This window comes from Nocardia sp. NPDC006982 (genome assembly GCF_042869435.1).
In the GTDB taxonomy this organism is placed as follows: Bacteria; Actinomycetota; Actinomycetes; order Mycobacteriales; family Mycobacteriaceae; genus Nocardia.
On the sequence record NZ_JBIAFV010000003.1, the window covers coordinates 715,933 to 730,707 of the forward strand.

13 protein-coding genes are annotated in these 14,775 nt (G+C 62.1%); 4 read left to right on the forward strand and 9 right to left on the reverse strand.

Features of this window, described 5'->3' with window-relative positions; translation table 11 throughout:
- Positions 1-62: 62 nt before the first annotated feature.
- Together ACFYOW_RS16695 and ACFYOW_RS16700 are read right to left on the reverse strand one after the other, a co-directional pair.
- Complete coding sequence (locus ACFYOW_RS16695; RefSeq protein WP_387288701.1) at positions 63-1,055, reverse strand: alpha/beta fold hydrolase; 993 nt, start codon at positions 1,053-1,055, stop codon at positions 63-65.
- Positions 1,056-1,247: 192 nt separating this feature from the next.
- On the reverse strand, positions 1,248-1,832 hold the full coding sequence (locus tag ACFYOW_RS16700; RefSeq protein WP_387288703.1) for a TetR/AcrR family transcriptional regulator: 585 nt from the start codon (positions 1,830-1,832) through the stop codon (positions 1,248-1,250).
- A gap of 172 nt (positions 1,833-2,004) precedes the next feature.
- On the opposite strand from ACFYOW_RS16700, the gene ACFYOW_RS16705 reads away from it, so the two are divergent.
- Together ACFYOW_RS16705 and ACFYOW_RS16710 are read left to right on the forward strand one after the other, a co-directional pair.
- Positions 2,005-3,219, forward strand: coding sequence for an acyl-CoA dehydrogenase family protein (locus ACFYOW_RS16705; RefSeq protein ID WP_387288705.1), 1,215 nt, complete (start codon positions 2,005-2,007; stop codon positions 3,217-3,219).
- 2 nt (positions 3,220-3,221) lie between these two features.
- The gene (locus ACFYOW_RS16710) at positions 3,222-4,247 is read left to right on the forward strand and encodes a phosphotransferase family protein (protein WP_387288707.1); all 1,026 of its coding nucleotides are present in this window, start codon (positions 3,222-3,224) and stop codon (positions 4,245-4,247) included.
- Positions 4,248-4,255: 8 nt separating this feature from the next.
- Here the strand turns inward: ACFYOW_RS16710 and ACFYOW_RS16715 are convergent, their stop codons facing one another.
- Both ACFYOW_RS16715 and ACFYOW_RS16720 read right to left on the reverse strand, forming a co-directional pair.
- Complete coding sequence (locus ACFYOW_RS16715; protein ID WP_387288709.1) at positions 4,256-7,696, reverse strand: protein kinase; 3,441 nt, start codon at positions 7,694-7,696, stop codon at positions 4,256-4,258.
- Between the two features lie 118 nt (positions 7,697-7,814).
- On the reverse strand, positions 7,815-8,135 hold the full coding sequence (locus ACFYOW_RS16720; RefSeq protein ID WP_387288711.1) for a hypothetical protein: 321 nt from the start codon (positions 8,133-8,135) through the stop codon (positions 7,815-7,817).
- Between the two features lie 219 nt (positions 8,136-8,354).
- On the opposite strand from ACFYOW_RS16720, the gene ACFYOW_RS16725 reads away from it, so the two are divergent.
- Positions 8,355-9,215, forward strand: a complete 861-nt coding sequence (locus ACFYOW_RS16725; protein ID WP_387288713.1) for a hypothetical protein — start codon at positions 8,355-8,357, stop codon at positions 9,213-9,215.
- Between the two features lie 43 nt (positions 9,216-9,258).
- Positions 9,259-10,044, forward strand: coding sequence for a FadR/GntR family transcriptional regulator (locus tag ACFYOW_RS16730; protein WP_387288714.1), 786 nt, complete (start codon positions 9,259-9,261; stop codon positions 10,042-10,044).
- 5 nt (positions 10,045-10,049) lie between these two features.
- Here ACFYOW_RS16730 and ACFYOW_RS16735 read toward each other — a convergent pair whose 3' ends face one another.
- From ACFYOW_RS16735 to ACFYOW_RS16755, 5 genes are all read right to left on the reverse strand, one after another.
- Entirely contained in the window at positions 10,050-10,694 is a 645-nt protein-coding gene (locus ACFYOW_RS16735; protein WP_387288716.1) for a hypothetical protein, read from the reverse strand.
- 70 nt (positions 10,695-10,764) lie between these two features.
- Positions 10,765-11,691, reverse strand: coding sequence for an MlaD family protein (locus ACFYOW_RS16740; RefSeq protein WP_387288718.1), 927 nt, complete (start codon positions 11,689-11,691; stop codon positions 10,765-10,767).
- Between the two features lie 29 nt (positions 11,692-11,720).
- The gene (locus ACFYOW_RS16745) at positions 11,721-12,734 is read right to left on the reverse strand and encodes an MlaD family protein (RefSeq protein WP_387288720.1); all 1,014 of its coding nucleotides are present in this window, start codon (positions 12,732-12,734) and stop codon (positions 11,721-11,723) included.
- A complete protein-coding gene (locus ACFYOW_RS16750; RefSeq protein ID WP_387288721.1) occupies positions 12,731-13,762 on the reverse strand; it encodes an MlaD family protein in 1,032 nt (343 codons plus the stop codon). The genes ACFYOW_RS16745 and ACFYOW_RS16750 overlap by 4 nt, the downstream gene beginning before the upstream one ends.
- Before the next feature lies 1 nt (position 13,763).
- The gene (locus tag ACFYOW_RS16755; RefSeq protein ID WP_387288723.1) at positions 13,764-14,741 is read right to left on the reverse strand and encodes an MlaD family protein; all 978 of its coding nucleotides are present in this window, start codon (positions 14,739-14,741) and stop codon (positions 13,764-13,766) included.
- Between the last annotated feature and the right edge of the window lie 34 nt (positions 14,742-14,775).

Consider the following 14,775-nt stretch of genomic DNA (forward strand, 5'->3'; position numbering starts at 1 on the left):
GCGTATTCCGGAGTATTCGGATTCGGTCGGCTCCCGCACAATGAATGGGAGCCGACCGACGCTCAGGCTACGCCGGTGGCCTCGTCGTTCGGATGACGTTGCGTAGCGGTCCGCAAGGTGCTGCCCGACAGTCGGAGCGCGAAGGCATCCTCGTCGTAGCAGTCCCGCAGGTCGGCAGTACGCACCGATCCGAGACAACCGGAGGGCGCGAACACCTCGGCCATCACATCTGCGAAGGATTGAGGCCGGGCTATCAACCAGTTGTGATACGAGTACGGAAGCTGAACCAGATGCGCATCCAATGTCCGCGCGCACTGTAGCGCATCGGAAGCGGTAACAACCCTGTCTCTTTCCCCGTTAACCACGACCGATGGCACATGCATGGCATGTATTGTGCGCAACCATGTTTCGGATTCCGGTGTCGCGATCGCCCGCGCCAGCGCAGGGAACGACGAGGCCTTGCGCAGGTCCATCCCGTACCTTCCGACAGTGCTACTCCGGTACCTACGGCGCTCATGTGCGGTCAAGCCTCGGCCCTCGAGACGCCAATCAGCCAGCCCGTCACGGAGCCCCTCCGCTGTTGTCCGCAGCTTGCCAGTACGGGTAGCCGCCATTCGGTCCCAGCCCTCGCCTACAGCCGCATCGATCAGCACCAGGCCCAACGCCCGCTCGGGAGCCGCCGCAACCAGACGGGCCGCACTGCGTCCACCCATCGAATGTCCGGCGAAGACCGCACGCCGGATCCCCAGCCGATCGATAGCTCGTGCCAATACCTCTACGCGGCTGGCGAAGTCAGCTGTCCGCGCTACCGGACTGGTGCCGCCGTGCCCGGGGGCGTCGATAGCCACCGCGAGGAAACCGAGGTCCGGCAGATAGGACAAACAGCGCTGGTATCCACGATTGTTCATCGCGAAGCCATGGAAAAACACCAGCGGCACACCGGCACCGGCGATGCTCACACCGATATTGTTCCCGCCGTCCATGGCGAGCACATGATGCGACAAACGTTCGCGTCGCTTCGCATCAGCCCGGCCATCACCTCGCCGCTCGATCATTTCCGCCTCCTTGCCGTCGCGAGCAGGTTCCGGGACGAGCGATGACCAGCCAGCAGAGATCGGAAGCTGTTTCACGACAGTCGATTCGAGTTCTCGACCTTCGTCCGCTATGCCTGCGCTAGTACTCTAGTTTATCTAGTTCATCTAACCTCGATTACATCGATGTGATATAGATCCACAGCATCGTGCGACCTATCCGGTTTCCACACCCACGAGGTTCAGGGCGAAATCGACGTACTGCCAGACCACGCGGTCCTCCGAGAGGTGCCCGTCCTCCCGATACCATGCCGAAAGTCCCATGCCCAGATCCAGGATCGCGTACGCGGCCAACCGCTCCGATTGAACCCTGAACGCTCCCGCCCGGACACCCTCCGCTATCAGCACCCGGAAACCATCGGCGTATTCACGCCGCAATGCGCGCACGACCGAGGCATTGGACTCATCGAGGCTGCGAATCTCGCGATTGCCCACGAACGCCTCGAGCCGATGGCGGGCGTGGTAGCGCACATGCGCCTCGGTGGCCCGGCGAAGCCGAAGTACCGGGTCCTCGGTACTCGACACTGCCTCTCGGTGCGCATCGAGCAACGCGCGCATGGTGCCGGTCATGATCTCGACCAGCAGTTGCTGTTTGGAACTCACATGTTTGTACAGGCTCGGCCCGCGGATACCGACCCGCGCCCCGATGTCGCCCATCGAAGTGGCGGGGTAGCCGCGCTCGGTGAACAACGCCAGCGCGGCGCGGCGAATCTCCTCCTGCCGCCGCCCCCCTGAAGTCACCGCTCCAGCCTTTCATTTGCCCAACCCATGGAAGTGGATGATAGCCGCACGATGCACTGCCCAACGGCATGAAGCTGCGATATGGTGACGATCTAGGCTAATAGTCATTAGCCGCGCGTCTGCGCTAGATCGGCGCCGGATACTCGATCGACAACACATACTGAGGAGAAACGTGGCCGTGGACCTGTCTTATTCGGCCGAGGTGGCCCATCTGGTCGAACGCACTCGGGATTTCGTCCAGGACGTAGTACTGCCGTTCGAGGACAAGTACGGCGGCGACATCATGGCTGCCGGTGGTGACGCAGTAAGGATCGAGTTGCAGGCGCAGGCTAGGAGCCTTGGACTGCTGGCCCCGCACGCACCCGTGGAGTACAACGGGCTTGGGCTGAATATGAGCGACCGGGCGCCGGTCTTCGAGGCGGGCGGCTACTCCCTTTTCGGCCCGACCGCGCTGAACATCGCGGCACCCGACGAAGGAAATGTTCACCTGCTCGCGCACGTCGCGAGCCCAGAGCAGCGGGAGCAATACCTGGCACCGCTCGCATGCGGTGAAGCGCGATCGGCCTTCGCGATGACCGAGCCCGCGCCCGGCGCCGGTTCCGATCCGGCGGCACTGACTACCCGGGCCGAAAAGGTAGCCGGAGGCTGGAAGATCAATGGCCACAAGTGGTTCATTACCGGCGCCGACGGAGCCGACTTTTTCATCATCATGGCGCGGACCTCCGGAGCGCCGGGCGAGCGGGGCGGAGCCACGATGTTCCTGACCCCTGCCTCCTCGCCCGGACTGCGAGTGGGCCGCCACATCGGCACGCTCGACAAGTCGATGATCGGAGGCCACTGCGAGGTGTTCTTCGACGACCTTTTCGTACCGGATGAAGCCATCTTGGGTGCTGTCGACGCGGGCTTCGCCTATGCCCAGGTTCGGCTGGGACCTGCCCGCATGACCCATGTCATGCGCTGGCTCGGCGCGGCACGCCGGGCCCACGACATCGCGGTGGCTCATGTCGCGACTCGCCGAGGCTTCGGATCCACTCTGGGTGATCTCGGCATGGTCCAGCAGATGATCGCCGACAACGAGATGGACATCAGGGCCACTCGCGCCCTGCTTGTTAGCGCATGCTGGGAACTGGATTGCGGTGAATCCGGCGCCGATTCGACCTCGGTCGCGAAGACGTTCGGGTCGGAGGCGATCTTCCGGATCGTCGACCGGTCCATTCAAATGTGTGGCGGGTTGGGAGTGTCCGATGATTTGCCCCTCGCCCGCCTTTCCCGCGAGGTCCGGGCATTCCGCGTGTACGACGGCCCGTCGGAAGTTCATCGCTGGGCCCTGGCCAAGCGGGTCGTCGGAGCTGCCAAGCGGGCCGCACGAGAGGGCGCACAGTCATGACCATGGCTCCACATGAAGGATTGGATCTTGTTGCGCTGCGCGGATTCTTTGCCGACACCGAGATCCGAACACAGGGCGAACTGAAGGCTCAACTGATATCGGGAGGCAAATCCAACCTCACCTTCCGAGTCTTCGACGATGCGACACAGTGGGTATTGCGCCGCCCTCCGACTGCGGGGCTGACACCGTCAGCACATGACATGGCTCGCGAATACCGCGTCTGCGCCGCATTGCAAGGCTCGGCGGTGCCTGTGGCCGGGACCGTCGCGCTATGCGAGGACCCTCAGGTCATCGGGGCACCGTTTGCGGTCACCACATTCGTGGACGGGCAGGTAGTGCGCACCATCGATGATCTCGAACGACTATCGGACGGCGAAATCGATTCCTGTGCAAACGAATTGGTACGGGTACTGGCGGCGCTACATGATGTGGATATCGCAGCGGTGGGATTGGTCGGCTTCGGTCGGCCCGATGGCTACCTCAACCGTCAAGTCGCGTTGTGGGCACGCCAATGGGATCAGGTCAAGACCCGCGAACTCCCCGATCTGCTCCGGCTGCACAGCCTGCTCGAGTCTGCGGTCCCGTCGCAGTCGCAGGTCGCCCTGGTGCACGGCGACTATCGGATCGACAACACGATCCTCGCCGCTGACGATCCCGGACACGTTGTCGCGGTAGTCGATTGGGAACTGTCGACACTCGGCGACCCGCTCGCCGACCTGGCCCAAATGTGTGTTTACCGGCATCCGGCCCTCGATCTGATCATCGGCCAGCCCGCCGCCTGGACGAGCCCGCGACTCCAGTCCCCGGACAAGATCGCTCAGCACTATTCTTCCCGCACCGGACGAGACCTCGGCAAATGGGGTTTCTACCTCGGACTCGCGCACTTCAAGCTCGCCGTGATCGCCGAGGGCATAACCCATCGCCATCGCGCGGGCGCCACCAGGGGAGAGGGTTTCGAGCAAGCACACGAGGCCGTACCGTTGCTCGTCGCCGCAGGACTCGCAGCCCTCCGAGCCGACGCTCGCTGACGACACGATCACCGGAGGGAGCCGACGCCGACCGACCGCATCTCCGCGAGCACATGTAGGAGAAATGCGGTCGGCGTGCGCCGCTCATCCGGACCAATCCCACACAGCGCCTGTATCGCCGGCGCGAGCCCAGGCCCCATGTCGACAGCCAATCGAACGAGCCCGGTTTCGGCACACCGGGCCAGCGCCGGGTCTAGTTCGGCCACTGCCTCTTTCAGCTCGCACGCACCGGCCGAGCACAATGCGCTCAGCAAGTGTGCCTGCACCAGCGCTCGCGGCCGGACTTGCGTTTCGATCGCGCGCACCAGACTGGTCGCATACGCCCGCGCACGCATAGTCGCATCGGCCGACCCTTCCCTGAGCAATAACCGGACCGCCGAGTCGTACCGCAATTCCGTTGTCAGAACCTCGATTCCGTTCGTGCCGCCGTACGGCTCGAGCCGTTCTAGATCGGCGCGCTCATCATCGCCGAGCGGCTGGCCGAGTCGGATCCGCTCATTCACGATGCGGGCCATGAGTCTTGGCAGTCCAAGATCGCGGGCCATTTTCGCGCCTTTGGCGAGACGAGTCTCGGCACCGTTCAAATCGCCGCGTGCCGCGGTGAGCCGTGCGCCTGTCCCGTAAGTCGCCAGCATGAATTCCACTCCCCCACCAGCGGATCCGATTTCGGCGCTCTCATCCAACAGCACTTGTGCATCGTCGAGTTCGCCTTGCTCATACTTCAGTTCGCCCAGGAGGGCACCGGCCAGCCGGGTGACCAGAGTGTGCCGCCCAGTCGCGACGGCCAAGGTGTAGGCGGTCCGGAGCTGCACCTCGGCCGCAGCAACATCGAGCTGTTCGAGAGCGGCGACGCCCGCCAGACAGTGCGCGTACATCACCCCGGAGGGGCCCGTGCTCCGAACCTCGTACGGGGCCACCCAGCGCTGCCAGCGCGCTACCTCGTCGAAGTCGAAACGATAGAGTGCCGCGAAAGCCGCGACCGCGGCCGCCACGGTAGCCAGGAATGGATTGATATCGCCGCTCTGCACCCGCCGTTCGGCGATCTCCGGCAGCTCACAGAACTTATCCGAAACGATGCTGCCGGCGGCTCGCGCAAGCGCCGCTCCTACCCGCAGGTCCCCCGAATCGTCCTGCGCGGCATCGGCCTGCAACGCCGCATCCACTCGATCCAGTGCGATTTGCGCCGCCAGCGTGCGCTGCAGAGATAGGTTCGACCACGCAACGAACAGTTGCAGCCGGGGATTCGATGCCGCCAAGGCCGCTGGGAGCTTGGCGACAAGGCCGAGCAGCGTCGCGGTCCGAGAAGCTTCGATCAGCTCGGTCGCCCGTGCCTCGATCAGGCGTACCGCTGCATCCGGCTCACCGGCCAGTAGCGCGTGGTCTACCGCCTCGTGCAGCAGGCCGTGGTCGGCGAACCAGGCCGACGCCGCCCGGTGCAGCCACACCACCCGATTTGGATCCTGTTCCATGAGTCGGCGCCGCAGAAACTCGACGAACAGCCGGTGATATCGGAACCATTCACCGCAGTCATCGATGGATGATAAGAAGAGTTCACGGTTCTCGACCTCCCCCAGCATCCGCCTTCCGGACCCGACGCCCGAAAGTGTTTCCGCAAGGTCCGCGCAGGTACGTTCAGTAATTGCCGTGGACAGCAGGAAATGCAGCAGGCCTGGCTCCAACGTGTCGACGACGTTCTCGACGAGATAGTCGCCGATACCCTCATGACGGCCGGACAGCTGATCAATGAATTCGGATGGGTCTTCCCTGCCACGCAATGACAGGGATGCGAGTTGCAGGGCCGCAGCCCATCCCTCGGTGGACGCACACAGTCGTGCGGAATCCGTCTCGTCGAGGGTGAGTCCTTTGGCGTCAGCCACGAACGACCTCGCCTCGGTATCATCGAACCTCAGCTCGGCGGAACCGATTTCGATCAATTCGTCACGCACACGCATGCAGCTCAACGGCAGCCCGGCGGCAGTTCGACTAGTGACGATCACACGCAGATGATGGCAGCCGTTATCGAGCAGGAAACCCAATGCGGAAATTGTTGCCGGCCCGGTGACCTGATGCCAGTCCTCCAGTACCAACGCGAGTTGCTCTCCGCGAGTATGGATCTCATCGACAAGGGTCGCCAACACATACCGGACGACATCGCCCGAGTACTCCTCCAGCAATGCCCCGAGTTCTTCGGCCAGATCGGGCCGAACTCGCCGAATCGCCTCCACCAAGTGGACCAAGAACCACACGACGTTGTCATCGTCCGGGTCGACAGTGAGCCAAGCGACCGGCACTCCATCCGCCTCCAGAGCTTCGCGCCACTGCCTGGCGAGCGTGCTTTTACCGAATCCCGCCGGCGCACGAATGACCGTCAGACGCCGTCCGCCTCCATCACGCAGCATCTGGAGCAAGCGGGGCCGCTCAACCAGAGCACCGGTTGCGGTAGGTGGGCGGAACTTCGTCGATATGACCGGCGGCATGCCGGAGCCACCACGATTGGGCGTCGGCCCAGCAGAATACGGTGACGCGCCGGGCACCCGGCTGACGACATCCGAAGGAACCGCCATGATGTCGACGGCGAGTCCCATGCGACGCTGGATGTCACGGACCCGGTTGCCGAATTCGACAGCGCTGCCCGGGCGTTGCGTTGCATCGACCGCCATCGCTGTTTCGATCACTGCGTTCAGTTCGGTCGGAACTCCGAGTTCACGTAGGTCCGGAACCGGGGTGCTCGTCACGCGGAGGAAGTGGGCCATCAAACCCTCGCCGCTCCTACGCTCGAATGCGGCATGGCCCGTGAGCATGCAGAACAGCGTCGCACCGAGCCCGTAGATATCGGATGCGGCAGTCGGTGGCTCTCCGTGCAGTACCTCCGGGGCCAAATACGCTGGGGTGCCGCTGATCCGCCTCGCTGATGTTTCGAACCCATCACCGATGTGAGCGATACCGAAGTCCGCCAGTTGCGGTTCGCTGTAGTCCGTGACCAGAATATTTGCTGGCTTTACATCACGATGGAGGATGCCGCCCGCGTGGGCGGTAGCGAGCGCGCCTGCCAGCTTCACGCCGATCGACAGCAACTCGGGCCACGGCACCGGCCCGGCCGTGTGCAGCCGAGCGTCCAGCGAACCTCTGGCATAGAACGGCATGACGAGGAACGGATGACCAGTGTCGGTGATGTCGGCATGGTGTACGACGACGATGTTCGGGTGCCCGGAGAGTCTGCCGAGAGCGTGTTGTTCACGGAGGAACCGTTTCCGCTCGCTGCCATCGATCTCCGAAGTCAGCACCTTGACCGCTACCGTGCGGTCGAGCGACTCCTCCCGGCACCGATAGACGACACCGAAACCGCCGCGGCCGATTTCCTCGGCGTCTACGAATCCGGCCGAAGCCAACTCTGCGGTGATCCCACTGTCGAGGTCCCGCTGCGTCCGATCACCATCGAAATCCGGCATCTCACTAACTCATCCAGCAGGGCGAAGGCTACGCCGAGCCCTCAACCCCAACCACTCGATCATAGTCGCGATTTCAAGGACAGACCCGCAACCCACTAAGTAAACTAGGTTACCTCATTTAAGCGTGCTCGGCATCAACGACCGAGCTCTTCGACCCGATCGCCAGAACCCAAAGGATCTGACGTTGCCTCAACTGCTGACCGAACACAGAAGCCGTTGCCGACTGCGCGTCGCCATCGTCGGCTCCGGCTCGGCCGCCCGCTACGCGACGGATGAACTGATAACCCGAGCAGCCGCCGAGGTCGATGTTTTCGAGCGCTTGTCCATCCCGGACGAGGCGTTCCAACTCGGCGGTGCACGCGACTGTCGACGCACCGAACCGATAGGGGCCAATCGAACAGGCGGCAATCCAAACGCCTTCTGCCGCAGCGACCTTCACTACCTAACGAATATCGAAGTCGGCACCCACATCAGTCACAAGATGATGACCGGGTTCTACCACGCGGTGATCTACGCAGTCGGGGCGGCACCCGACGCGAACCTCGACGTCCCGGGTGAAAACTACCCTGGCACACATTCGGCTTCGGAGTTCCTCGCCTGGTGCGCTGGGCATCCCGACTACCGCGATCGCGAAGTCGACTTGTCGGGTGACCGTGCGGTGATCGTCGGCAACAACAGCATCGCAATCCATATCGCGCGAGTCTTGACAGCGGGGCCCGATCAGCAATCGCAGACACATATTGCCGATCATGTACGAGAGAGCCTGCGGTGCAGCCATATCCGTGAGGTCGTTGTGCTCGGACAACGCGGGCCTGCACAAGCGCCCTACTCCCCCATCGAGTTTCTGGCGCTCGGAAGCCTAGACGGCGTCGATATCGTCGTCAACGAGCAAGATCTCGATCTGGACCTCGCGAGCCGGGTGCCGCTCGACAGGGCAAAGCTCGCCCCGGCCGCCGTTCTGAAATTAGCACTGGCGCGCGAGTTCACCCAGCGACCGCGAAATCTCCGGCCTCGGCGAATCGTGTTCCGCTACTCGACATCTCCCGTCAGGGTGCAGGGACCAAGCCGAACCGCAGCGATCGTCGTTACCCGCGGCGAGGCATCGTTTGGCACAGGACCCCAAATTCAAGCGCAACGAACCGAGTCGATCGAGACATCGCTGTTGGTGCACTCGGTCGGATATCAGGCTCCACGGATACCTGGCCTGCCGTTCGACCCGACCCGCGGCATCGTGCCGAACGACCAGGGCCGAGTGATTCTCGCTACCGGGAAGCTCCTCCGAGGCGTTTACGTCACCGGATGGATCAAACAAGGACCCCGCGGAACCATTCCCGACATCCGCTCATGCACTCACGAAACCGTCGGCAACCTGCTCGCGGACTATGCGGCGCGCCGACTCTCACCTCCTCGCCGATCCCGGTTCGAGTTGCATCGAACTCTTCGCGCCCAGCGACCCGCACTACTGGAGTGGGCAGTTCCAATGGGCGCACGGCGCCTCGAAATAAATGCCTTAACGTAGTTAACTGAGTTAGCAGTAGCGTCGGCCCAAGGAGGAAGACTCGATGCCCGTACAGAAGGCAATCGATTCCGCTGCGGCACAGCCCCTGGCCAGCAAAGGGGTGCGCACACCTAAGACGGCAGAGATCCTCGCGCGCACACTGCGCCGCATGATTGTGGACGGCCGACTCCAGGAAGGTGATTTCCTGCCTCACGAAGCCGAGCTCATGACCCACTTCCAGGTCAGTCGGCCTACGCTACGCGAGGCAGTAAGGCTGCTCGAATCCGAGCGGCTGGTCGAGGTGCGGCAGGGTTCTCGGACCGGCGCACGCGTGTGCATTCCCGGAGCCGAAATCCTCGCACGGCCCGCCTGTCTCCTGCTCGAACTGCAGGGCGCGACCCTCGCCGACGTCATGACCGCGCGTGCCGCCATCGAACCCGTCGCTGCCGGGATCCTGGCTGTCACCGGTACCGATGAGGCCCACAAGGAGCTGGCGCAAATGGTGGGAAACTTTCCGGACCGCTGGGGTTCAGGCAACCTGGCTCACGCCTCGGCGGCATTTCATCTGCGGCTGGTTGAACTGTCGGGCAACTCGACTTTGGCGATCATCGCGGGCATGCTGCATGAAATCACCGAACATCACACCGCCGCTATCCTCGCGAACAGCGACAGTGCGCTCTTGGAGACGAACTACGATCGAATGCTGCGCTCCTATCAGCGCCTGATCGAACTGGTCCAGGAGCGCGATAGCGCCGCCGCCGAAACCCACTGGCGCAGCCACATCGAACACGCCGGCTCGTTGATGCTGAGCGGCAACGAGAAGACAAAGGTTCACGACATCATGGGCTGACGACCCTACTTCGCGGACAGGGCCGAGTCGATGCCTGCGATGTCGGTGATGATCCAATTCCGATTGCCATCGATGGTGATCCGGTAGGTGGCGGTCGAATTGATACCGTCGGGGGCCTGCGAGTTCTTTGTGGTGACACTCACGAAGCAGTCGACCGAGTAGGTTCCGTTCGCGTCGGAGCGGACCTTCGCGGCGATGGGCTTCGCGGATGACGTCCATTGAAGCGGCGCGATGATCTGCTCCATGGACGTCGCTGCCTGAGTCAGGCGGTTCGAAAGTTCCGGAGTGGTGCCTTTGGTCAATCTTGTTCGCCAGGATGCGAGGTCGTGAAAATCCATCTCGGCCGCGCCGGTCGCATAGTCGAGCGCGGCATTTTCAGCGTGCGTGGCATCGGCAGCTCGGCCGTGCAGGTGATCGAGTTCATCGGCCTTGGCGTGTACCTGCCAGCCGAGGACACCCAACCCCGCGATGACAACAAGAATCAGGGCACTGGATACGACGGTCTTGAGCTTGATCGCCGAGTCTCCGATCCGTGCGCCGCGGCGCACGGCTGCGCCGAGCTTGGCGGATCGCTTCTCCTCCGCTGGACTGGGGACTTTCTCCTGGTCAGCGATTTCGGTTTCGTCTGTCACCGCGGATTTGCTTGTCATTACTCATGTCCTTTGTCGGGAGATTCTGATTTCGGCATCTGTGATCAGAGATTGGATTTCGATGGCACAGTCACCTCCCAGGAGTGCGAACATGCAGAGTAATGCTGTCGCCCGAATCCGCGGCCGCGAGCGCATTGTCGAGCAATTGGCCAACGTTGACCGTCATCAACGACGCGGCGCCTGCTCGGGCAGCAGGCAGCAGATCAACGCCCAGGGTGTGCAAATCAGCCGCATTGTTGTCCAGGAATTTCTGCAGTTCCGCCAGGAATGGACCCGTGCCGTCGCGAACGCTCGCCACAAGCGGTGAGAAGGTGAGGTTCCGGTCGAAGGAGTCGTAGAGCCGGCTGAACGCCAGACCGGTCGCAGGTGCACCTTGTCCGGCCTGAGCGAGGTCGCCGGGCATCCACGCGCTGTCGAGCAGCAGCGGCTGAAGGGCGCTCAGCAGCTTGCTCAATGCGTCCGACTGCCGGGTGACGACAATCGCCAACAGCTCGCCGGCATGCGAAAGATTGCCCAGAACCTGTACATCCTCCGGAAGCGCGATATTCATTTCGCGGAAGATCTCGCCGATTCGCGCCGGGTCTACCTGTTCCAGCATTCTGGTTAGCCGGACCGACAGCTCCTTGATGGTGGTCGGCACGACCACCTTCGTGGTCTCCACGACGGAATGGTCCGACAGGTAGGGACCGGATTCGTGTGCCGGAACCACCGCAAGGTAACTCTCGCCCAGCGCCGAGAGGTTGTCGACTCGATACGCGCTGTCGGCTGGAATCCGGTACTTTTTGTTGAAATTCCATTCAACGGTAATGGCTGCGACCGAGGAGCTGACCTTCGAGATGCTGCCGATCGGTATTCCGCGCAGCAGCACCGGCGATCCGACGACCAGGCCATTGGTATCCGAGACCGACATGGTTACCGAATAGTCGTTCTCGTGGACTGGAATGGGCATGCCCGCGTTGAAGAGATATGCGAAGGAACCGAATGCGATAACAGTCATCCCGGCCACCGAAAACACGGTCCGGCTGATCATTTCATTGCCCCCAACATCCGCAAGAGGTTCTCCATATCGCCTACCAACTGGTCACCGTTAGCCGATTCCACCGATCGGATATTGACCGACGGGTGCTGAGCGAAGGGTAGGACGACAGTCCGGAGAAAGGTCGCAACTCGATCCACCGCCTCCGGTGTGGTATCCCACATGCCACGGCCCGTATGAACGGTGTCGGCAAGTGAATCGAGCATTGGAACCATCCAATAACCGCCGAAGAAGAGACTGCCAATCGACGGCAGACCGGTACTGACACGGCCGAGAAGCACTCTGTCGGACTGCCGCCAGTAGTTCAGCGCGGTGTCGTTGAACAGGACCAAGTTCAATGTGTCCGACTTGCCGCTTATCGAGGTTGCTGTCCGGTCGAAGCCGGACAGCAACCTGTCGATCTCGTCGGTATTCTGTGCCAGATCGTGAAAATCACCGGTAAGGACTGTGGACAGCCTCTGGAGCTCGGCCACCGCGGGCATCACCGCATTGATACGCGACATCGTGTCTTGGATTTTCTGGATGCTGCCACCGTTCACGAAGTAGGCAAGCACCGCCATCGTGTCCTCCGGCTGAGGAGGAGAGGAGGTACGGGTCTGCGGCACTGTTCCGCCCGGAGGAAGGAATTTCCCCGCCAGCTCGTTCGGATCACGGTCGAGCCCGATGTACGTATCCCCCAGGAGAGTGTCCTGGCGAATCGTCGCGTGCACATCGGACGGGACGTGGGTCCCCTCGGTCAGCACCGCGGTCACCGTCACGTCGGCCCCCGTGACAGCGACCTTCTCCACTTTTCCGACCCGCAATCCGTCCAGCATGACGTATGCACCAGCGGGCAGGTTCATCACGTTGTCGAACTGCAGATGGATGCGATCACCGTCACCCGGCGCTCGAGACCCGAGCATCGGTATGTCCTGCGGCCCAAGGGAACACGACGCAGTCGAGATAGTTGCACAGCACAGCAGAACCGCGCCTGCCCGTGCAGCCAGTTTCCTGCGCAGTTTCATCGACTTCCCTTCTCCAGCACAAGATCGAGCAGTGACGTCACCGCAACCGGACCGCCACCGTCGACCTGAACGTTCGGGGGTGCGTACGCCATCGTCAAGCCCGTGGCGCCGTCATTCGCCTGTTGTCGCATGAAAGCGGCGATGGATGGGATCGACTCCAGCAGTGAGGCAATGTCCTTCGACCGGGTAGCTGCAAGATGGATGACGGAAGTCAAGCCGACGTGAACTGCCGGCCAGAGCAGGTCGGCATAATGTTGCTGAATGTCGTAGAGAACTTTGATCACCCAGCCGGTACCGATACTGAGTTTCGTGACACCGGGTAGCAGATCATTGGGGACCGCACTGACGACCGTCGGCGCCTGGTCGAGTACCGAGCGAATGGACGACCAATTCCGCAGTGACTCATCCGTCAGTGGAGCCATGTTCACGATTGCCGTGCCGAAGTCGGCTATCATCTGATCCGGACTCGACATGGCGGACGCCGCATTACGCATAAGCGTTTCTGCAGCCTTACCGTTACCGTTCAATGCCGCATCCAGCCCGCTCAGCGCGTTCTGCAGGCTCTGCTTGCCATTCGACGGAGCGACGGCGTCGATGAAGTCCGCGGCCGATCCCGCGATCTGCGAGATGCTCTTGGGCACGAAGGTATGGTCCAGCGCGATGCACTTATCCCTTGTCAATTGAGGGCCCGACACATAGTTGCCGACCAGCTCGAGACTGCGATCGGCAAGCAGCGACTTTGATCGCGTCACCGCCTTGACATCTGGGGGGTACCGCCGTCCTCCGTTCAACGCGAAGGTGACTTCGACGTGGTCTCCCTTGGACACGACTTCATCGACCTTGCCGACGGTGAATCCCATTTGTGTGACTGGGTTGCCCGCATACAAGCCGACCGCATCCGGCATCTCGGCACAATATTGGCGACTCGACGAATTGTGTGAGCCTACAGCCAATGTGCAGCCGCCTCCGCCGGAAACAGCGACAGCCGTGGCAAGAGCGGCTACTGCAGCCTTACGCTTCTTGGTCATCTCAACAGGTCCGCCCTGGGGTAGGGATACAAATATTAGAAGCCAACAGCGCGCCACCGCCGATTGCCTTCAAACCGTCTGGGCCGAGCCAGTTTTCGAGCTGTGCCTGCAGCGCCTTCATGCTGTCCAAGGCGGGACCGAGGATATTCTGGAAATCCCCGATCGCATCCCGGGCTTTCGTGACAGCGGCAAGTAATTCGTCCTTGTGGCCGACGTAGAACTCGAGGAACGGTTGCACCCTGTTCAAGATGTCGCCGAGGCGCTGATATGCCTCATCGAATCCTTCATGCGTGGCGACATATCTCGAAACAACGATCTCCGATTGACGCAACAGCTCGAATATGAATTCCCTACTCTGATTGAAGGTCTGGAGATATTCAGCACCAAAGTTCATGATCTGGTGCACCTGGCTTCGCTGCCGATCCATCACGGTGGCAATGCTGTTCAACCCATCGATGATCGATTTGACCGAGGTCGGATTGTGTTGCAGCGCGTCGGCAAGTTGATCGACGTTCGCATCGATGGTCCCGCCGTCGACCTTGTCCGTCACGTTCGGCGCTGACTGCAGCACGTCGGCGATCGAATAGGGGACCGTGACATGTTCGACGGGGATCACACTATGGCTCCCGAGCGGCTTCGCACCGACCGGTATCAGCGTGACTGCATAGCCACCGACGGGGGTCAGCATGCGAACATCCACCAAGGAATCCGTTCCTACGAATGCGTCGCTGTCGATGCTGAGGTCGACTCGGACCGTAGTCGGTTGGATCGCGAGGCCAGCGACCTTTCCGACACTTACGCCCGCTATGCGGACCTCCTCGCCGACGGTCAGCGATGCTGCATCGGTCGTCTCGAACGCGATCGTCCTGCGGCCGAACGGGTGCAGGTACACCGCCACCGCAGCGATCAGCACAACGACGGCTACGACGACCACCGTGCCGCCGAGCAGGACGGTGTTGTTCTTGATCTTCCGCAGCACGGCGACGGGGAATCCGACCGGGTGCGAACGTCCG

Coding starts and splice junctions, on each gene's coding strand:
- ACFYOW_RS16695 (WP_387288701.1), bottom strand. CDS start 1,055: ATGATCGAGCGGCGAGGTGATGGCCGGGCTGATGCGAAGCGACGCGAA.
- ACFYOW_RS16710 (WP_387288707.1), top strand. CDS start 3,222: ATGGCTCCACATGAAGGATTGGATCTTGTTGCGCTGCGCGGATTCTTT.
- ACFYOW_RS16715 (WP_387288709.1), bottom strand. CDS start 7,696: ATGCCGGATTTCGATGGTGATCGGACGCAGCGGGACCTCGACAGTGGG.
- ACFYOW_RS16730 (WP_387288714.1), top strand. CDS start 9,259: ATGCCCGTACAGAAGGCAATCGATTCCGCTGCGGCACAGCCCCTGGCC.
- ACFYOW_RS16735 (WP_387288716.1), bottom strand. CDS start 10,694: ATGACAAGCAAATCCGCGGTGACAGACGAAACCGAAATCGCTGACCAG.
- ACFYOW_RS16740 (WP_387288718.1), bottom strand. CDS start 11,691: ATGACTGTTATCGCATTCGGTTCCTTCGCATATCTCTTCAACGCGGGC.
- ACFYOW_RS16745 (WP_387288720.1), bottom strand. CDS start 12,734: ATGAAACTGCGCAGGAAACTGGCTGCACGGGCAGGCGCGGTTCTGCTG.
- ACFYOW_RS16750 (WP_387288721.1), bottom strand. CDS start 13,762: ATGACCAAGAAGCGTAAGGCTGCAGTAGCCGCTCTTGCCACGGCTGTC.